The organism is Limimaricola variabilis, assembly GCF_034371605.1.
Lineage (GTDB): Bacteria > Pseudomonadota > Alphaproteobacteria > Rhodobacterales > Rhodobacteraceae > Limimaricola > Limimaricola variabilis.
On the sequence record NZ_CP139691.1, the window covers coordinates 1,454,462 to 1,473,484 of the forward strand.

Genomic DNA, 19,023 nt, shown 5'->3' on the forward strand with positions numbered 1-19,023 from the left:
CTCATGCGCCTTCCGGCCCGTTATTGCGTCTTCGCGGCCGCGCTCGCGCTCGCGGCCTGCAGCACGTCCGACGGCAAGGTGTCGCGCGCGGTCGACGACCTGCGCGAGGCGCGTGATGCCGATCTCAACGAGATCATGCTGACCGTGGCCGAACCCGCCGAGAGCGTCGCCTATTTCGAACGGCTCGCCACCGCCGAACCGGAAGCCATCACGCCGCAGCGCGGTCTCGCCACCTCGCTGGTGCGCGCCAAGCGCGGCGCCGAAGGCGTGGCCGCCTGGCGCAAGGTGACGGCGCATCCCGAGGCGGGGCCCGAAGATTCGGTCGAGCTGGCCGACGCGCTGATCCGGGTCAACGAATGGGACGAGGCCGAGCGCGTGCTCGATGCCATTCCGCCCACCTACGAGACCTTCCAGCGCTACCGGCTCGAGGCGATGGTCGCCGACAGCAACGAGGAATGGGCCCGAGCCGACAGTTTCTACGAAACCGCCGCGGGGCTGACGACAACGCCGGGCGGCGTGCTCAACAACTGGGGCTACTCCAAGCTGACCCGCGGCGATTACCGCGCCGCCGAGCGGCTCTTCACCGACGCGCTGCGCCAGCAGCCGGGGCTGTTCACCGCCAAGAACAACCTCGTCCTCGCCCGTGGCGCCCAGCGCAACTACAAGCTGCCGGTCATGCCGATGACCCAGACCGAACGAGCGCAGCTGCTCTACACGCTGGCGCTCACGGCGATCAAGCAGAACGACGTGACGATCGGCAAGGAGCTTCTGCGCGACGCCGTTGATACCCATCCCCAGCATTTCAAGGAAGCGGCGCGCGCCTTGCGCGCACTCGACGGCGGTTGACGCCGTACTGCCGGGCTCGCTCCCACTTGCCGCCACAATGATCGTGCAACTTGGCCGCGTCAGGTCGGGAGGACACCGATCGCCGTAGCGGAGTGATCCATGAACATGCAGGTCGGCACGGCCGCGCCGCAGGTCCCGCGCAGCCTCGAGGCGGCGGGGCTGCCGCCGGTCATGATGCGTGACATCGCGCTCAAGACCATCTTTCGCACCAATGTCCGGCTGCCGAGCGAGATCGGCCGGGCACTGTGCCTGCCGGTCAATGTCGCGCAGGAGCTGATCGACGCGCTTCGCGGCCAGAAGCTGCTCGAGGCGATGGGCACGCTGAACGGCATCGATCCCGGCACCGAGATGCCCTACCAGCTCACCGATACCGGCCGGGCGCGGGCGCTCGATGCGCTGGCGCAGTCCGAATATTTCGGCGCGATGCCGGTGCCGCTTGCCACCTATCGCGAGCAGGTGGCCCGCCAATCGGTGCGCAACCTGACCATGACCCGCGACCGGCTGGACGCGGCGATGGGGCATCTCGTGCTGCCCAACGCCTTGCTCGGCCAGCTTGGCCCGGCCATCGGCGCCGGCCGTTCGATCCTCATGTATGGCCCGCCCGGCAACGGCAAATCCTCGATCTCCAACGGCATCCGCGACGCCTTGGGCGATCTGGTCTACGTGCCCCGCGCGCTCGAATATGGCGGTCAGGTGATCACGGTCTACGACCCGATCATCCATGCCAGCGTCGAGGACAACGAGGACGCGCCCAGCGCGCTGCGCCGCGCCGGGATGCGGTTCGATCCACGCTACGTGCGCTGCGAACGCCCGACCGTGGTGACCGGGGGCGAGCTGTCGCTCGACATGCTCGACCTGGTCTACAACCCAGTGGCCCGGACCTATCAGGCGCCGCTTCAGCTCAAGGCGACCGGCGGCATCTTCATCGTCGACGACCTCGGCCGCCAGGCGGAGCCCCCCCAGAAGCTCGTCAACCGCTGGATCGTGCCGCTCGAGGAAAACCGCGACATCCTCTCACTGCAGTCGGGCGAGAAGTTCGAGGTGCCCTTCGATACGCTGGTGATCTTCTCTACCAACTTCCACCCGAACGAGATCTTCGACCAGGCCGCGCTGCGCCGGATCTTCTACAAGATCCGGATCGACGGGCCGAGTCAGGAGGATTTCCTGAAGATCTTCGCCATGGTCGCCCGCAAGAGGAAGATGCCGCTCGACCAGGCGGCGATGCTTCACCTGCTCAAGGTCAAATATCCGAGCATCGGCAACGTCTTCGCCAACTACCAGCCGATCTTCCTGATCGACCAGATGATCGCGATCTGCGAGTTCGAAGGCATCCCCTACCAGATGACCCCCGAACTGGTCGATCGCGCCTGGGACAACATGTTCGTGCGCGACGGCATGGTGGTCCACTAGGCGCGACCGCGACGGAACGTCCTTCCTCATCCGCTGTGGCAATCTCGTGGCCGCATGGGCTATCAGGTCGAACGGCGGGCCGATGGCCCGGCGGCACGACACGCGAACCGAAGGGCGGAACATGGCCGAACGCGACGAGGAGCTGATCGGAGACATGGCGCGGGCCGGGATCGCGCCGGAGGTCACCCGCGCGGCGCTGGCATTCGACGCGGTGCTGCAGCGCTGGCGGCGACGCGTGCGCACCCGCGAGCTCGGACATCGGGCGCTCGACGAGCTCGGGCTGCCGCTCGATCTCGCCCAGCTCGACGTGATGATCGCGATCCACGCCCCAGCCAACGAGTTCGCCGACGACCCGGCCGAGGAGACCATGGTCTCCACCGTAGCGCAGCGCCTCAACATCGACCCGTCGCGGGCCAGCCGGATCGTCACCGACCTGATCGGCCGCGGCCTCGCCGCGCGCGCCACCAGCCGCGCCGATGCGCGCCGCAGCATCGTGACGCTGACGCCGTCGGGACAGGCCATGGTCGAGGCGGTGCGACGCTACAAGTTTCTGCTGCTGGGCGGTTTCCTGTCGGACTGGACGCCGGACGAGCGCGAGACGCTGCTGCCGCTTCTGGAGCGGTTCTCGCACTGGTCCGAGAGCGGCGCCACCGCCGACGAGGCGGGGCTTGAGGACCGGATCGCCCGGCTGCGCGACGAACTGGCGCAGCACCTCGCCACGCTTTGAAACGGGGGGCCGGTCGCCCTAGATCAAGCGGATGACCGCGCTGCCCCCCCTCTTCGACGACTGGTTCGCCAAGCGCGGCTGGTGCATCCATCCGCATCAGCGCGAGATGCTCGCACGCGCCGATGCTCCAGCCCTGATGCTGATCGCGCCTACCGGGGGCGGCAAGACCCTCGCCGGGTTCCTGCCGACGCTGGCCGAGCTGGCGGATGGCAGCCACAAGGGATTGCACACGCTCTACGTCTCGCCCCTGAAGGCGCTGGCCACCGACATCCGGCGCAACCTCACCATCCCGGTCGAGGAGATGGGCCTGCCGATCCGGATCGAGGACCGTACCGGCGACACCAAGCAGACGGCCAAGAAGCGCCAGCGTGCCGATCCGCCGCATATCCTGCTGACCACGCCCGAAAGCCTCGCCTTGATGGTCTCCTACGAGGATGCACCGCGCATTTTCGCGGGGCTCAAGCGCATCGTGGTGGACGAGATCCACGCGCTGATGGAGGGCAAGCGCGGCGATCAGCTGATGCTGAGCCTCGGACGGCTGGAAACCCTCGCGCCCGGCCTGCGCCGGGTCGGCCTTTCGGCCACGGTCGAGGACCCCGAGGCGCTGGCCTCTCTACTCGCGAAGCATCCCGAGCCTTGCGAGATCATCGAGGCCGATCCCGGTCCCGATCCCGACATCTCCATGCTGCGCACTGAGGCTCCGCCGCCCTGGGCGGGGGCCGGCGGCGGCTACGCCGTCCGCGAGGTGCTCGAGCAGGTCAAGAAGCACAAGACGACGCTGATCTTTCACAACACCCGTGCGCAGGCCGAGATCTTCTTTCACAAGCTCTGGCTCGCCAACGAGGATGACCTGCCGATCGGCATCCATCACGGCAGCCTGAGCCGACAGGTCCGTGCCAATGTCGAGGCTGCGATGGTGGCGGGCGAGCTCAAGGCCATCGTCTGCACCGGCAGCCTCGATCTGGGCATCGACTGGGGCGACGTCGATCTCGTGATCCAGATCGGCGCGCCCAAGAACGTGAAACGGCTCGTGCAGCGGATCGGCCGGGCCAACCACCGCTACAACGCCCCCTCCAAGGCGCTTCTGGTGCCCGCCAACCGTTTCGAGGTGGTCGAATGCATGGCCGCGCTGGAGGCAGTGAAGGCGCACGAGCTCGACGGCTCGCCCCGCGGGCCCGGACCGCTCGACGTGTTGTGCCAGCACATCATGATCACCGCCTGTGCCGGACCCTTCGACGAGGATGCGCTCTTCACCGAGGTGAAGACCGTCGGCCCCTATGCCGGGATCAGTCGGGCGCAGTTCGACGACTGCCTCGATTTCGTCGCCACGGGCGGCTACGCGCTGCGCGCCTATGACAAGTGGAAACGGCTGCTGCGGCGCCCCGACGGGCTATGGCAGCTGCGTGATCCGCGCTCTGCCCTAAGGATTCGCATGAATATCGGCACGATCCAGGATGCCGACATGCTCAAGGTGCGTATGCGCGGTGGCGGCGGCCGGCCATTGGGCGAGGTCGAGGAGGGCTTCGCCTCCTCACTCACCCCCGGCGACACCTTCCTCATCGGCGGGCAGGTGGTGCGTTACGAAACCCTGCGCGAGATGACGGTCGAAGTGACCCGCCGCGCCGACCGCGAGCCGCGCATCGCCACCTATGCGGGCGCCAAGATGCCGACCTCGGCGCAGCTCGCGCATCGCATCCTCGACGATCTGCAACGCCCCGACTGGCCCGAGCTGCCGCGCCATACGCGCGACTGGCTGCATCTCCAGCGCGAAGTGTCGAAGATGCCTGAGCGTGGCCGCATCCTCGTCGAGACCTTTGAGCATGACGGGCGTCACCATGCCTGCTTCCACACCTTCGCGGGCCGGCACGCCCAGCAGACGCTCGGCCTGCTGCTTACCCGCAGGATGGAGACGCTCGGCTTGCACCCGCTGGGCTTCGTCGGCACGGACTACGCGACATTGGTCTGGGGGCTCAACGAACTCACCGATCCGGCGCCGTTGTTCGAGGCGCATGAGTTGCGCGAGGGACTGGAAGGGTGGTTGACCTCGAACGCGGTGATGAAGCGGACCTTCAGGGGGGTCGCCAGCATCGCCGGGCTGATCGAGAAGAACCTGCCGCAGGTTCGCAAGACTGGCAAGCAGGCGACGTTCTCGTCCGACATCCTCTATGACACGCTGGCGAAATACGATCCCGACCACCTGATCCTGCGCGTGACCCGCGATGAGGCGATGCGCGGCCTCGTCGATTTCGCCCGGGTCGAGGAGATGCTCGAGCGTACCAAGGGCCGGGTCGATTTGGTCCGCGCCGCTCGCCCCACCCCGCTTGCCGCGGCGATGCTGCTGGAGCGGGACCGAGTGCCTGTGGCGGGCGCCGGGCGCGAACGGCTGGCCGAGCAGGAGGCGGCGCGCCTGTTGAAGGAGTCAGGCCTTGCGGCCTTCGGTGCGCCCACCGTCGCGGGGGTGTGAGGGACCGCCCGCTTGCATGACGCGACCGGCGCGGGCATGGGGACGTTCCATGAACGCCATCGAGATTCCCTTCCAAGGCGAGACGCTTTGCGCGTTGGCCTCGGGCGCGCTGCTTTGGCGCGCGCGCGACCTGTTGATCGTGTCGGACCTGCACTTGGGCAAGTCCGAGCGCATCGCGCGACGGCGCGGCACCATGCTGCCGCCCTACGAGACCCGCGCGACGCTGGAGCGGCTGGAATTAGATCTCGCCGCGACGGGCGCGAATGGCGTGCTTTGCCTGGGCGACAGTTTCGACGATCTCGACGCGGCGACCGGTCTGGAGCCGCAGGACCGCGCGCATCTGGTCTCGTTGATCGAGGGGCGGACATGGCACTGGGTCGAGGGAAACCACGATCCCGGCCCGGCGGGGCTGCCTGGCGCGCATCATGCCGAGCTGGTCTTAGGGCCGCTCACCTTCCGCCATATCGCCGAGCCGGGCGCGCAGGGCGAGTTGTCAGGGCATTACCACCCCAAGCTCGGCCTGCCCGGCTGCGGCGGAGCGCGGGCCTGTTTGCTCTTCGACGCGACCCGGATGATCCTGCCCGCTTACGGGGCCTATACCGGCGGCATGCCTGCCACCGCGCCGGAACTGCGCGCCTTGATCGGTAGCCCTGCCTTCGCGGTGCTGACAGGATCGAAGCCTTTGCTCATCCCCTACCCCGCGCGCGCAGGCGCGGGGCGAGGTCGCAGGCGGTTCTAGACGGTGAGCCCTTCGGGCTCGGCCAGACCATTGGCGCGGCAGGCAGCCGTTAGCGTGTTGGCCAGCAGGCAGGCGATGGTCATCGGGCCGACGCCGCCGGGCACCGGGGTGATCGCGCCCGCGACCTCCTTCGCCGCGTCGAAATCGACATCACCCACCAGCCGCGTCTTGCCGCCCTCGGCCTCGACCCGGTTGATGCCGACGTCGATCACGGTCGCGCCGGGCTTGATCCAGTCGCCCCTGACCATCTTCGAACGACCCACCGCGGCGACCACGATATCGGCGCGGCGCACGACATCGGCGATGTCTTTGGTGCGGCTATGGGCGATGCTCACTGTGCAGCTCTCGCCCAGCAGCAGATGCGCCATCGGCTTGCCGACGATGTTGGAGCGGCCGATCACCACCGCTTCCTTTCCGGACATGTCGCCGAGATGGTCGCGCAGCATCATCAGACAGCCCAGCGGCGTGCAGGGCACCATCGCCTTCTGTCCGGTGCCCAGAAGGCCGACATTGGAGATATGAAAGCCGTCCACGTCCTTGGCCGGATCGATGGCGTTGATGACAGCGTCGGAGTTCATGTGCTTGGGCAGCGGCAGCTGCACGAGGATGCCATGCACCTTCGGGTCGGCATTGAGCTTGTTCACCAGCGCCAGCAGATCGGCCTCGGAGGTGTCTTCGGACAGGCGGTGCTCGAAGCTCTCCATCCCGACCTCGACCGTCATCCGCCCCTTGGAGCGCACATAGACCTCGGAGGCCGGGTCGGCGCCGACCAGCACCACGGCAAGGCCGGGGGTGATGCCATGCGCTTCCTTCAGGATCGCGACCTGCTCGGCCACACGGCCGCGAATGTCGGCGGCAAACGCCTTGCCGTCGATGATGGTGGCGCTCATTCGGCGTCTCCCTTGCCCAGAACCTCTTCTTCTCGCGCGATGAAATGCTCCATCATCTCGCGCCACAGCCGCTCGGTCAGGCCGGTGTCGAGGCCTTCGGCATGGGCGCGGGCGATCACCTTGTCGAGCACGTCCTGCACCCGGCTTTCGATCCGGGCGGGCAGCCCCTCGCGCGGCTTCAGCTCGATCGCGCGTTCGATCATCGTCGAGCGGTGCGCCAGAAGCCGCACCAGCTCCGCGTCGATCGCGTCAATCTCGCGCCTGAGCGCCGCCATGTCGCCGATTTCGGCCGCTGCCGTCATTCGAAACCCTCCGAAAGCTCGTTCGGGGGCCTTTTCCCACAAGGCGGCGGCCTAGAACAGACCCTCGACATGACCGGCATCGCATAGCCGAATCTTCTCTGCTGCAGGACGGCTCGGCAGGCCGGGCATGGTCATGATCTCCCCGCAGACCGCGACGACGAAGCCCGCCCCAGCCGACAGCCGGACCTCGCGGACCGGCACGTCGTGGCCGGTAGGCGCGCCGCGCCGGGTCGGATCGGTGGTGAAGGAATACTGCGTCTTGGCCATGCAGACCGGCAGATGGCCGTAGCCTTGTGCCTCCCAGGCGTGGAGCTGGTCGCGGATCTTGGCATCCGCGATCGCCTGATCGGCGTGGTAGATGCGCCGGGCGATGGTGTCGATCTTGTCGAAGAGGCCCATCTCGTCCTCGTAGAGCGGCGCGAAGGAGGAGGCGCCGCTCTCGGCCAGCTTCACGACCCGCTCGGCCAACGCCTCGGCGCCCTTGCCGCCCACGGCCCAATGCCGGCACAGCACCGCCTCGGAGCCGTGCTGGTGGACATAGTCCGTCACGGCGGCGATCTCGGCCTCGCTGTCACCTGCGAAATGATTGATCGCGACGATTACCGGCACGCCGAAGCCCTTGAGATTGGCGAGGTGCCGCCCAAGATTGGCGCAACCGCGCGAGACGGCCTCGGCATCCGGGGTGCCGAGATCCTCCTTGGCGGTGCCGCCATTCATCTTCAACGCCCGGATCGTCGCCACCAGCACCGCCGCATCGGGGTGCAGCCCGGCTTTGCGGCACTTGATGTCGAAGAACTTCTCGGCGCCCAGATCGGCGCCAAAACCGGCTTCTGTCACCACGAAATCTGCAAGCTTGAGCGCCGTGGTAGTGGCGATGACCGAGTTGCAGCCATGTGCGATGTTGGCGAAAGGGCCGCCATGGACGAAGGCGGGGTTGTTCTCGAGCGTCTGCACGAGATTGGGCTGCATTGCGTCGCGCAGCAGCACCGTCATCGCGCCATCCGCCTTGAGATCGCGAGCAAAGACCGGCGACCTGTCTCGCCTGTAGGCCACGATCATGTCGCCCAGCCGCCTTTGCAGATCGCGCAGATCGGTAGCGAGGCAGAGGATTGCCATGACTTCGGACGCGACGGTGATGTCGAACCCCGCTTCGCGCGGAAAGCCGTTGGTCACGCCGCCCAAGCTCGCGGTGATCTGCCGCAGCGCCCGGTCGTTCATGTCGATCACCCGGCGCCATGTGATGCGGCGGGTGTCGATGTCGAGCTCGTTGCCCCAGTAGATGTGGTTGTCGATCATCGCGGCGAGCAGGTTGTGGGCACTGGTGATCGCGTGGAAATCGCCGGTGAAATGGAGGTTCATCTCCTCCATCGGCACGATCTGCGCATAGCCGCCGCCGGCGGCGCCGCCCTTCATGCCGAAATTCGGTCCGAGGGACGCCTCGCGGATGCAGATCGCGGCCTTGCGGCCGATCCGGTTAATCGCATCGCCCAGCCCCACGGTCGTCGTGGTCTTACCCTCGCCGGCCGGGGTCGGGTTGATGGCGGTGACGAGGATCAGCCTGCCCGAAGGGCGGTCCTTCAGCCCGTCGATGAAGCGTTGGGAGATCTTGGCCTTGTCGTGCCCGTAGGGCAGCAGGTCGGCTTCGGGAATGCCCAGCCGTGCGCCGATCTCGCGGATCGGCAGCTTATCCGCCGCGCGGGCGATCTCGATGTCGGATTTCTGTGCCATGCGCTTAGTTCCCCCCTGTCCTGACCCCAGCCTCACCCGCCCGGCCGCGCTGTCCCGCGCCCAGGCGACCCATCGCGGCCCTTATGCGTCGCCTGCGGCAATGGGACGCCACGCCCGTTGATCCGGCAGATGCAGGCGAAGCGTATCGCCCGGCCGCAATGTGCCGGGGCGTTCGACCCAAGCCGTTACACCGCGCAGCCCCTCGGACGCCGATTTGAACGCCTTGCCATGGCCCGGCCGTGCCGTCTCGATGGTCATGGCGGGGAACTGGCAGGGCCGGTTCTGCATATCGATGACAAGGGTGCAGCCGTCTGGCCCCTGCAGGCGCGCCGAGGGCGGCAGGTGGCTGAAATCCGGCAGACCAGCGATCACCACCGAGGCGCCGAGCCAAGCGGGATCGACCGCCTCGAGGTCGAGCCGTTTCGCGATCTCGTCGAGCTCCTCTGCGCCCACAAGGCTGAGCTGACGGGTGTTACGGATCTCGGTCCCCTTGGGATGCTGCGAGGTGACGCGCGAGCAGGAGGGACGGGTCAGATCGGCATGAACCTCACCATCCATGCCACCGAAACCGAGCTCCATCTTCTCGAGTGCCAGCGTTTCGATCGGCGCTTCGTTGCGGTGCGGAACACGGCCGAGCCAAGTGATGCGTCCAGTGAATTCGGTAGGGGCAAGCGCGGGCATGGCGATTCCTGCATTGATTGCACTCCTCATGCCAGCAGGTTCCGCCTCGCTCAAGCGCACACGAAAAGCCCCGGCGCCTTGCGGGGCCGGGGCTCATATCGATTCACGTGGAACGTGGCGCTCAGGCGCTGGGCTCGGGCAGCCCGCCATCGGGCGCCTTGGGCTTGCGCGTCTTGGGGATCGCGGTGATCGACGCGCCGCCGCCCTGCTCGGGCTTCTGATGGTCGTCATCGTCGCCCCTGTTGAGCGGCTCGCCGGCGATCACGCGGGTGATCTCGTTGCCGGTCAGCGTCTCGTACTCGAGGAGGCCCTGCGCCAGACGCTCGAGATCCTCGCGCCGCTCGGTCAGGATGCGCTTGGCGGTCTCGTAGCCCTCGTCGATGATCCGGCGGACTTCTTCATCGATGATCTTCTGGGTCTCGGCCGAGTGGCTCGCCCCGCCGGAATAGGAGCCGAGATAGCTCTGCTGCTCGTTGGCGTAGTCGATATGGCCGATCTTGTCCGAGAAGCCGAACTGCGTGACCATCGCGCGGGCGATCTTGGTCACCTGCTGGATGTCCGAGGTGGCGCCCGAGGTCACGTTTTCCTTGCCGAAGATCAGCTCCTCGGCGACCTTGCCCCCCATCGCCATGGCGATCTTGGACTTGTACTTGGTGTAGGTAACCGAGAGCTGGTCGCGCTCGGGCAAGCTCAGCACCAGACCGAGGGCACGGCCGCGCGGGATGATGGTCGCCTTGTGGATCGGGTCATGCTGCGGAACGTTGAGGCCGACGATGGCGTGACCGGCCTCGTGATAGGCGGTCAGCTTCTTCTCGTCCTCGGTCATGACCATGGAGCGACGCTCCGAGCCCATCATGACCTTGTCCTTGGCGTTCTCGAAATCGATCATCGTCACGAACCGGCGGCCGACGCGCGCGGCCATCAGCGCCGCCTCGTTGACGAGGTTGGCGAGATCCGCGCCCGAGAAGCCGGGGGTGCCACGCGCGATGATGCGCAGATCGACATCCGGGCCAAGCGGCACCTTGCGGGCATGCACGCCGAGGATCTTCTCGCGGCCCTTGATGTCCGGGTTCGGCACCTGCACCTGGCGGTCGAAACGGCCCGGGCGCAGCAGCGCGGGGTCGAGCACGTCGGGACGGTTGGTCGCCGCCACGATGATGATGCCCTCGTTCGCCTCGAAGCCGTCCATCTCGACCAGAAGCTGGTTCAGCGTCTGCTCGCGCTCGTCGTTGCCGCCGCCATAGCCCACGCCACGCGACCGGCCCACGGCATCGATCTCGTCGATGAAGACGATGCAGGGTGCGTTCTTCTTGGCCTGCTCGAACATGTCGCGCACGCGGCTGGCGCCGACGCCCACGAACATCTCGACGAAGTCGGAGCCCGAGATGGTGAAGAAGGGCACGCCCGCTTCGCCCGCGATGGCACGTGCCAGCAGCGTCTTACCGGTGCCAGGAGGGCCCACGAGCAGCGCGCCCTTGGGGATCTTGCCGCCGAGGCGCGAGAACTTCTGCGGATTGCGCAGGAATTCGACGATCTCCTCGAGCTCGTCCTTGGCCTCGTCGATGCCGGCGACGTCGTCGAAAGTGACGCGGCCATGCTTTTCCGTCAGCAGCTTGGCCCGGCTCTTGCCGAAGCCCATGGCGCCGCCGCGTCCGCCGCCCTGCATCCGGTTCATGAAATAGATCCAGACACCGATCAGCAGCAGGAAGGGCAACAGCGACAGCAGGAAGGTGGTGAAACCCGACTGCTCCTGGCTGCGCGCGCTCACGGGAATGTCGCGTTCGATCAGCAGCTGCGTGACCTCGGCATCCTCGGGCTTGATGGTGACATAGTCACGGCCGTCGGTGCCGCGATAGCGGACCTCTTCGCCGTCGAGCGTCACCTGCGCGACATTGCCCGTCTCCACCGCCTCGACGAAGTCGGAATAATTGCGGGAATTCGACTGGAGCGTGGACTGCCCGCCGCTGAACAGGTTGAACAGCGCCAGGATCAGCAAGAAGAGCACGACCCAGAAGGCGATGTTGCGCGCGTTGCCCAAGGGATTTCCTCCGAAAAATAGATCAGTCCGCGCTTATCGGCGCGAGGACCGTGAAATCAAGATAGAGATTGCCGTGGCATCTTCAATGCGGAAGCGCCGGATAAGGGAACTCCGCGACAATCCGCGCGCCGGAATCGCTCCCAAATCCGGCGATCGGCGCCGCGAGGAGCGTTTCGCCGCGCCACAGCGCCGGGCTGGCGAGCAAGGCGGGTCGCGGCAGTCCGGTATCGCGCCAGTCCGGACAGTGCGTGAGTCCGGCCGTGCCCAGCGCCCCGAGTCGCAGCCCCACCTCCCGTGGCGGGGTCTCGAGCCGCCAGCGCCCGTCCCACACCGCATCAGGCGCCACATCCGGTCCGACCCGCGCGGGTTCTCGGCATAGCCACAGCTGCCCTGCCCTCTCGCCCAACAGCACCCCTGACAGGCTGCGCCAATGCCCAGCCGCCGCTTGGTCGAGCGCGCGGCGCAAGCTGTCGAGCCTTGGCCGGTAGGCCGCCCCGCCGATCCAGCGCAGCGCCGCCGATACCAGCCGCAGTCGCGTCTCCTCAGGGGCCTCGCGCATCGCGGTGGCGTCGATCCGGACCGCGCCGCCTGCAAGCCGCAGCGCGCGGGCAGAGAGATCCCCGGCAAGGTGATCCAGCGCCGCACGCGCCATCGCCATGCGCTCCGCGGTTTCGGCCAACCCCTGCGTATCGATGCCGACCGGCTCGAGCTGCGCAAGCGCGTCCCGGGCGCGAACCCGCTGGAACCGTGGGTCGGCGTTGGAGGGATCCTCATCCCACGCGATACCCCGTTCCTGCATCCAGTCACGTAACGCGTCGCGACGCAGACCGAGCAGCGGCCGCAGCCATGCGAGACCGCCTTCGCGCCGCGCCTGAGCCATCCCCGAGAGCCCGTCGACGCCGGAGCCGCGCGCCAGCCGCATCAGCACCGTTTCGGCCTGATCATCCAGCGTGTGTCCCAGTGCCACCGTGCCGAGCCCATGGCACGCGGCCCAGTTCCCGAGCAGGCGTTGCCGCGCGTGGCGGGCGGCGTCCTGCAGATTCCCCCTGCGGTCCCAACCGGTCCAGTGGAGAATCTCGTGCGGCACGCCCAATTCCATACAGGCACTGGCCACGCGCATCGCCTCGGCCCTGGCCTCGGGGCGCAGCCCGTGATCGACCGTGGCCGCGCGGCAAGGGATACCACGGGCCTGCGCCTCACGCGTCATGAGATGCAGCAGCGCCATGGAATCCCCGCCCCCCGACACGGCGAGACCGAGCCCATTTCGGAGCTCGGTCTCGAACGTCTCGAAGAAACTCGCGACCACGGCGCCCGGCGGATCGGGCCGCGTGGTCACTGGCAGGACAGGTTTCGCATCGCGGTCTGCGCCTCGGTCGCTGCCGGGTCGCCCGGAAAGCGGGTCCCGACCTCGCCCAGCGTCACGCAAGCGTCGGGCACCTGGCCCAGCGCCGCGAGCGACTGGCCGAGCTTGAGCAGCGCCTGCGGTGCGACCTTGCCGTCGGGATCGCCGGAGAAGCTGTCGAGATAGGCCCGCGCCGCGCCGGCGTTGTCACCCAGCCCGGTCAACGCTTCGCCGCGACCGAACAGTGCTTCGGAACTCAGCGCGCCGCCTGGGTAGGCCTGGAGATAGGCCGCAAACTGGTCAGCGGCGCTGCGAAAGTCACCTTGGGCGAGCACCTCCGACGCCCGCTCGAAATCCGCCTTCTCGCCGACGGCGAGAGCGGGGCCGGACCCGGTCGGAGCCGGGGCCGCAGGGGTGGGTACGGAAGACGCGCTGTCGACGCCGCCGAGGCTCGGCGTGTCGCCGAGCTGGCTGATGTCGCAATCGGGCTCCAGCTCGCAGATCCGGAATTCAAGATCGCCGACCCGGTTGGTGCCGTCGGTGGTGATCCGGTTGATCCGGAACTCCAGTTCCTCGGTCTTGGAGGTCAGGCCCTGAAGCTGTGCTTCGATGGCGTTGAGCCGCTCCAGCGCCGAGTTTCCGCCGACCGCCTGCGGTGTGGCGCCGGTGGTGTCGAGCTCGCGGCGGAGCGACTGGATGTCGCCATAGAGCACCGACAGCTCCTGCCGGATGTCGGCCAGGGTCTGGGACTGCCCCTGCGCATTGCCCACGGCCGGAGCCGCAAGGGCGCACAGGAGCGCGAGGCTGCGCAGGGGGGCCTTCATCAGCTCAGCGCCCCGGCCGCGATCACGGTGACGGCGCGACGGTTCTGCGCGTAGCAGCTCGGGTCGGAGCAGGTCGCGATCGGACGCTCCTTGCCGTAGGAGATGGTGCGCAGACGGTTCGCCGGCACGCCGCGCGAGATCAGGTATTCGCGCGCCGCGTTGGCCCGCCGCGCGCCCAGCGCGACGTTGTATTCGCGGGTGCCCTGCTCGTCGGCATGGCCTTCGATCACCGCGAGGTAATCGCTGTTGGCCTGCAGCCACTGCGCCTGCCCGTCCAGCGTCGCCATCGCCTCCGCGCTCAGCGTCGACTGGTCGACCGCGAAGAGCACGCGGTCACCGATGGTCTGCTGGAAGTATTCGGGGCTGTTGGGGTTGCCGGCGCCAAGGCCGCTCTGGCCGATACCGGCCTGATCGAAGCCTGCGCCAGCGCCCGCGCCGACGCCCATGCCGTCCGCGCCAGCACCGGCACCCGCGCCGAAGCGGTCAGGCCTGGTACAGGCGGAGAGCGCCAGCGCGCCGACGAGGATGGATACGGTGAGATACTTGTTCATGAAATTGGTCCTGCCCCTCGAGGAGTGTTCGTGAAAATGCCTAGCACGGGGTCGCCCCCGTGCAAACGCCGGGTCCTTACTGTTGCAGCGGTCCCCAGGACGGATCCGAGGCAAAGCCACCGGTCGGCACCTGCTTGAGATTGCGACCAGAGATGTCGACCGAGTAGATCTGCGGGCCGCCCGAGGCGCCCTGCGTCTCGCGGGTGAACATCAGCACGCGGCCGTTCGGCGCCCAGGTGGGGCTTTCGTCCAGGAAGGACGAGGTGAGCAGCCGCTCCTCGGAACCGTCGGTGCGCATCACGCCGATGTGGAAACGGCCCGCATTCTGCTTGGTGAAGGCGATCAGGTCGCCGCGCGGCGACCACACCGGCGAGCCGTAGCGGCCCTCGCCGAAGGAAATGCGCTGCGGCTCACCGCCGGAGGCGGACATGACGTAGAGCTGCTGGGTGCCGGAACGGTCGCTCTCGAAAACGATGCGGCTGCCATCGGGCGACAGCGAGGGCGAGGTCTCGATCGAGGGCGCCGAGGTCAGGCGGCTATGCGAACCGGAGCCGAGATCGGTGCGGTAGATGTCGGTGTTGCCGCCGGTGGAGACCGAGTAGATCACCGCGCTGCCATCCTTGGAGAAGCGCGGCGAAAAAGCCATTTCGCCCTCGACGGTAGTGATCTGCCGCCGGCCGACGCTGGCGACGTCGAGCAGGCTGATCCGCGGGAAGCCGCTCTCGTAGCTGGTGTAGAGCACCCGGTCGCCATTGGGCGAGAAGCGCGGGGCGAGGACGAGGCTGTTGCTGTCGGTCAGGAACTGCCGGTTCTCGCCGTCGTAATCCATGATGCCCAGACGACGGGCGCGGTTGTCCTTGGGGCCGCTTTCCGAGACGAACACGACGCGGCTGTCGAAATAGCCGCTTTCGCCGGTGATGCGGGAATAGACCGCGTCGGCCACCTTGTGACCCATGCGGCGCCAGCCGCCGGTGGTGCCGGCGAATTGGAGCCCCTCGCCCAGCTCGGCGCCGGTGAAGACGTCGAACAGGCGGAACTTCACGGTGAGCTGGTTGCCGTTCACGGCGACCGCGCCGGTGATCAGCGCCTGCGCGTTGATCGCGCGCCAGTCCGGGTAGGCCACGGGGCTGGCAAAGCTCGCGGGGGTCGAGATGAAGGACGAGGCCGGGATCTCGCGGAACAGGCCGGTGCCAGTCAGGTCCTGCGCCACCACGCGGGTGATGTCGGCGGCGATCTGCTCGGCGCCGCCGGTCTCGGCCTGGAACATCGGCACGGCGAAGGGCAGCGGCTCGATCACGCCTTCGGAGATGGTGATCCGCAACGGGCCGCTCTGGGCGGTCACCGGGGCGGGAAGCAGGGTCGCCGCGACGAGCGGCGCCAGCAGAAGCGCGATGGTTCTGGTCAGCATCTTGGTCCTCGTTCCGTCAGGCCGCGGGGGTCTGGCGCCCCTTTGTGCGCAGCGGCGTGTGTTTGGGCAACGCCCCTTCGGGCGCGCGGGTTCAACGGTTTCGTGAGCGCGCCGAAACATCAGCGCATCCTCATGCCCGAGGGGTCGAAGGTCATCTCGACCTCCTTCCACTGCTCGTACTTGTCGGCGGGCAGCACGTAGCCGTCGCGCTGGCAGCGCAGGATCGCGCGCCGGGCCGCCTGGAAGGCCGCCTCGATCGCGCCGTCGCTGCCGCCTTCACCGGAGATCCGCCGCACGTCGCCCTGCACCCGGCCCTGCGGGTCGAGATCGAAAGCCACGGTCAGCGTCACCCGTGCCGCCTCGGAGCCGACATCGACGTTCCAGCACTGCTGCACCGCGACACGGAAGGCGTCCTGCTCGGCGCCGGTCATCGGCGGGCCGGGATTGGCGGCGGGCGCCGCCGGAGCAGGCGTGGAGGCCAGCGCAGCGGCCAGCGCATCGGCCACGGCGTCGCTGGTGTCGACCGGCGCGGGCGTGGGCTCGGCCTCCTGCGATGAAGCGCTCTGCGTCTCGGCAGGCGTTTCGGGGGCGGGCGCCGGAGCTGGATCGCGGCGGGCCGGACGCGATGGCGGACGTGGCGCCGAGGGCGGCGCCAGCGCCGCGACCTGCGGGGCGGGCGGTGTCTCGGGCGCGCTGGCGGGCTCCTCAGCCTCGGTCACGATCTCGGTCGTGGCCTCCTCGGGGGCGGTTGCCTCCTCCTCGATCTCGGCCACCTCGGCGCTTTCAGCATCGGGCGTCGCGGCCTCGCGCACGGCATCGGCCACCTGCGCGTCAGGCGGCGGCGGCGCAACGGCCTCCGGCGCCACGCGGGGCGCGGGGCGGGGCACGGGGCGCTCGGAGATGTTCGGCAGCTCCGGCACCGGCGGCGGCGCAGCGGCAGGGGGCGCCGGCGGCGTTGCGATCTCCTCGACCGCCTCGGCGGGCGGTTCGGGCAACGGCTCCGGGGTAGGCGGCGGCGGGGTTTCCTCGGCCGGGGCCGCCGGGGCGGGCGGCGGCGGGGCCGGCTCGGCCGGGGTCTCCTGCGGCGTCTCGGGCGCGGGCGGGGTCTCTTCGACCACGGGCGTCTCGGGCGCGGGCGGCTGCTCGGTCTGCGGCTGCGGCGAGGTCGCGGCGACGAGCGCGGCATATTCCTCGCCGGATACGACGGACACCGGCGCGATCTCGAAATCCAGCGGTTCGGCGTCGAAACCCCAGCCCATGACGAGCCAGAGCAGCAGGCCGGCGTGGCCGATGCCCGAAATGTAGCCGCCGGTGCTCATAGCAAGGGCCTCAGCCGCCCGAGGGCAGCGCGGTCGGCGCGCCCGCCCCGAAATCCGACCCGCCCACATCCGTGACCAGGCCGATATTCGAGAAGCCGCCAGCGTTGAGCGCGCCCATCACCTCGGCGACCCGGTTCCAGGCATTGGCGCCGTCAGCGCGCAGGAAGATGCGGTTCGAGCTGCGCTCGGACGCGATCGCCTGCAGCCGGCCGATCAGCTCGCCCTGCGGCACCTCGGTGGTCTGAATCATCAGCCCGCCCTCGGCGGTCACGGTCACGGTCAGCGGTTCCTCCTCGTCGGAGGGCAGTGCCGCGGCCGCGGTCTGCGGCAACTCCACCGGGATGCCCACGGTCATCAGCGGCGCCGCGACCATGAAGATGATCAGCAGCACCAGCATCACGTCCACGAAGGGCGTGATGTTGATCTCGGCCATCGGCTGCGCCCGGCCCCGGCGGCGTCCGCGGCGATTGCCGCCTCCGCCCGATTTCATGACCCCAGCGCCCATCTCAGCTATCCAGCTGGCGCGACAGGATGGTCGAGAATTCGTCGGCGAAGGCCTCGTAGCCGCCGATTAGCCGGTCGGCATCGGCCGACAGCTTGTTGTAGAAGATCACGGCCGGGATAGCAGCCATGAGGCCGAGACCCGTGGCGAGCAGCGCCTCGGCGATGCCCGGCGCCACGACGGCGAGGTTGGTGTTCTGCGCCTCGGCGATTTCGATGAAGGCGTTCATGATGCCGAATACGGTGCCGAACAGGCCGACGAAGGGCGCGGTCGATCCGGTCGTCGCCAGCACCGGCAGGCCGCGTTGCAGCCGCGATGCCTCCTTGGCGATGGCCACGTCCATGCCCCGGTCGATCCGTGCCTGAGCACCGGCGATCAGCCCGCCATCCTGACGATGCGACCGGCGCCATTCGGTCATGCCGGCGGCGAAGATCCTCTCGGAGGCGCCGCGCGGGTTGGCACCGATCTCGTCGAAGAGCTGATCGAGCGGTTCGCCGGACCAGAAAGCGCGGTCGAATCGCGCGGCCTCGCTGCGAGCGGCCCGGTACTGGATGACCTTGTCGACGATCACGGCCCAGCACCAGATCGAAGCCAGGATCAGAGCGATCATGACGAATTTGACGGTGATCGTCGCGCGGGCGAACAACCCCCACATCGAGAAGTCTACTACCTGATCCATCTGCCTGCTCTTTGTGACGCGCGCGCGGCCTCTGCCGGGCCGCTAGGGGGGCGCATACCCGATCCTCAAGGCGAAATCCACTTCGCGCTTTGCACGGTGCGGTGAGAGGGGACAGCCCCGCCGACACCCCCATGGCGTCGTCGGCGGAACTCCGCCGCCCTACCCTGCCGCCAGCGCGGCGCGCAGCCCGGCTGGCAGTCGGATTGGCCGCCCCGCTTGCGACAGCGCCACGAGTTGCACCTGCGCCGCGAAGCATGCCGTCTCGCCCCGCCGCACCGCCTGGGACAGAGTGATCCGTGCGCCGCCAAGCTCTTCGAGATTGGTCTCCACCGTCAGAACGTCATCGAAGCGTGCAGGAACGAGGTAGTCGGCCTCGACCCGCCGGACCGCGAAGACGATGCCATCCTCCGCCTTGAGACGGGCTTGATCGACGCCCAGGCCCCGCACCCATTCGGTGCGGGCCCTTTCGATGAATTTCAGGTAGTTGGCGTAATAGACGATCCCGGCGAGATCGGTGTCCTCATAGTAGACACGGATGTCGAAACGATGCGTCATACGTGGCCTTCGGCGCGA

18 protein-coding genes are annotated in these 19,023 nt (G+C 68.2%); 5 read left to right on the forward strand and 13 right to left on the reverse strand.

The window, feature by feature from the left end; genetic code table 11:
• Positions 1-3 precede the first annotated feature (3 nt).
• The 5 genes from T8T21_RS07145 (at position 4) to pdeM (ending at position 6,186) form a co-directional block, all read left to right on the forward strand.
• The gene (locus T8T21_RS07145; protein WP_322337346.1) at positions 4-846 is read left to right on the forward strand and encodes a tetratricopeptide repeat protein; all 843 of its coding nucleotides are present in this window, start codon (positions 4-6) and stop codon (positions 844-846) included.
• A 99-nt stretch (positions 847-945) separates the two neighbouring features.
• Entirely contained in the window at positions 946-2,256 is a 1,311-nt protein-coding gene (locus T8T21_RS07150; protein ID WP_183473903.1) for an ATPase, read from the forward strand.
• Positions 2,257-2,377: 121 nt separating this feature from the next.
• On the forward strand, positions 2,378-2,983 hold the full coding sequence (locus T8T21_RS07155; RefSeq protein ID WP_183473900.1) for a MarR family winged helix-turn-helix transcriptional regulator: 606 nt from the start codon (positions 2,378-2,380) through the stop codon (positions 2,981-2,983).
• A 31-nt stretch (positions 2,984-3,014) separates the two neighbouring features.
• Positions 3,015-5,447 carry a ligase-associated DNA damage response DEXH box helicase gene (locus tag T8T21_RS07160; RefSeq protein ID WP_322337347.1) on the forward strand — a complete coding sequence of 811 codons (2,433 nt, stop codon included), beginning with the start codon at positions 3,015-3,017 and terminating at the stop codon, positions 5,445-5,447.
• A gap of 49 nt (positions 5,448-5,496) precedes the next feature.
• Positions 5,497-6,186: a ligase-associated DNA damage response endonuclease PdeM gene (gene pdeM, locus T8T21_RS07165; protein ID WP_322337348.1), complete on the forward strand. Its 690-nt coding sequence runs from the start codon at positions 5,497-5,499 to the stop codon at positions 6,184-6,186.
• On the opposite strand, the gene folD is transcribed toward pdeM, so the two are convergent.
• The 13 genes from folD to ybgC form a co-directional block, all read right to left on the reverse strand.
• Positions 6,183-7,076 (reverse strand): bifunctional methylenetetrahydrofolate dehydrogenase/methenyltetrahydrofolate cyclohydrolase FolD, encoded by an 894-nt coding sequence (folD, locus tag T8T21_RS07170; protein ID WP_322337349.1) that lies wholly within the window; start codon positions 7,074-7,076, stop codon positions 6,183-6,185. The genes pdeM and folD overlap by 4 nt on opposite strands.
• A complete protein-coding gene (locus T8T21_RS07175) occupies positions 7,073-7,378 on the reverse strand; it encodes a chorismate mutase (protein ID WP_322337350.1) in 306 nt (101 codons plus the stop codon). The genes folD and T8T21_RS07175 overlap by 4 nt, the downstream gene beginning before the upstream one ends.
• A 51-nt stretch (positions 7,379-7,429) precedes the next feature.
• Positions 7,430-9,106: a formate--tetrahydrofolate ligase gene (locus tag T8T21_RS07180; RefSeq protein WP_322337351.1), complete on the reverse strand. Its 1,677-nt coding sequence runs from the start codon at positions 9,104-9,106 to the stop codon at positions 7,430-7,432.
• A gap of 81 nt (positions 9,107-9,187) precedes the next feature.
• Complete coding sequence (locus T8T21_RS07185; protein WP_322337352.1) at positions 9,188-9,787, reverse strand: MOSC domain-containing protein; 600 nt, start codon at positions 9,785-9,787, stop codon at positions 9,188-9,190.
• 121 nt (positions 9,788-9,908) lie between these two features.
• Complete coding sequence (gene ftsH / locus T8T21_RS07190) at positions 9,909-11,825, reverse strand: ATP-dependent zinc metalloprotease FtsH (protein ID WP_183473879.1); 1,917 nt, start codon at positions 11,823-11,825, stop codon at positions 9,909-9,911.
• Positions 11,826-11,907: 82 nt separating this feature from the next.
• On the reverse strand, positions 11,908-13,161 hold the full coding sequence (tilS, locus tag T8T21_RS07195) for a tRNA lysidine(34) synthetase TilS (RefSeq protein WP_322337353.1): 1,254 nt from the start codon (positions 13,159-13,161) through the stop codon (positions 11,908-11,910).
• Positions 13,158-13,991 (reverse strand): tol-pal system protein YbgF, encoded by an 834-nt coding sequence (gene ybgF / locus T8T21_RS07200; protein ID WP_322337354.1) that lies wholly within the window; start codon positions 13,989-13,991, stop codon positions 13,158-13,160. Before ybgF ends, tilS begins: the two co-directional genes overlap by 4 nt.
• Positions 13,991-14,542, reverse strand: a complete 552-nt coding sequence (gene pal / locus T8T21_RS07205) for a peptidoglycan-associated lipoprotein Pal (protein ID WP_183473859.1) — start codon at positions 14,540-14,542, stop codon at positions 13,991-13,993. Before pal ends, ybgF begins: the two co-directional genes overlap by 1 nt.
• A 76-nt stretch (positions 14,543-14,618) precedes the next feature.
• Positions 14,619-15,950 (reverse strand): Tol-Pal system beta propeller repeat protein TolB, encoded by a 1,332-nt coding sequence (tolB, locus tag T8T21_RS07210; RefSeq protein ID WP_322337355.1) that lies wholly within the window; start codon positions 15,948-15,950, stop codon positions 14,619-14,621.
• Between the two features lie 119 nt (positions 15,951-16,069).
• The gene (locus tag T8T21_RS07215) at positions 16,070-17,269 is read right to left on the reverse strand and encodes a hypothetical protein (protein ID WP_322337356.1); all 1,200 of its coding nucleotides are present in this window, start codon (positions 17,267-17,269) and stop codon (positions 16,070-16,072) included.
• Positions 17,270-17,279: 10 nt separating this feature from the next.
• Positions 17,280-17,774 (reverse strand): ExbD/TolR family protein, encoded by a 495-nt coding sequence (locus T8T21_RS07220; RefSeq protein ID WP_183473850.1) that lies wholly within the window; start codon positions 17,772-17,774, stop codon positions 17,280-17,282.
• A 1-nt stretch (position 17,775) separates the two neighbouring features.
• Positions 17,776-18,426: a protein TolQ gene (gene tolQ / locus T8T21_RS07225; protein WP_407660130.1), complete on the reverse strand. Its 651-nt coding sequence runs from the start codon at positions 18,424-18,426 to the stop codon at positions 17,776-17,778.
• Between the two features lie 183 nt (positions 18,427-18,609).
• Complete coding sequence (ybgC, locus tag T8T21_RS07230; RefSeq protein WP_322337357.1) at positions 18,610-19,005, reverse strand: tol-pal system-associated acyl-CoA thioesterase; 396 nt, start codon at positions 19,003-19,005, stop codon at positions 18,610-18,612.
• Positions 19,006-19,023: the final 18 nt, after the last annotated feature.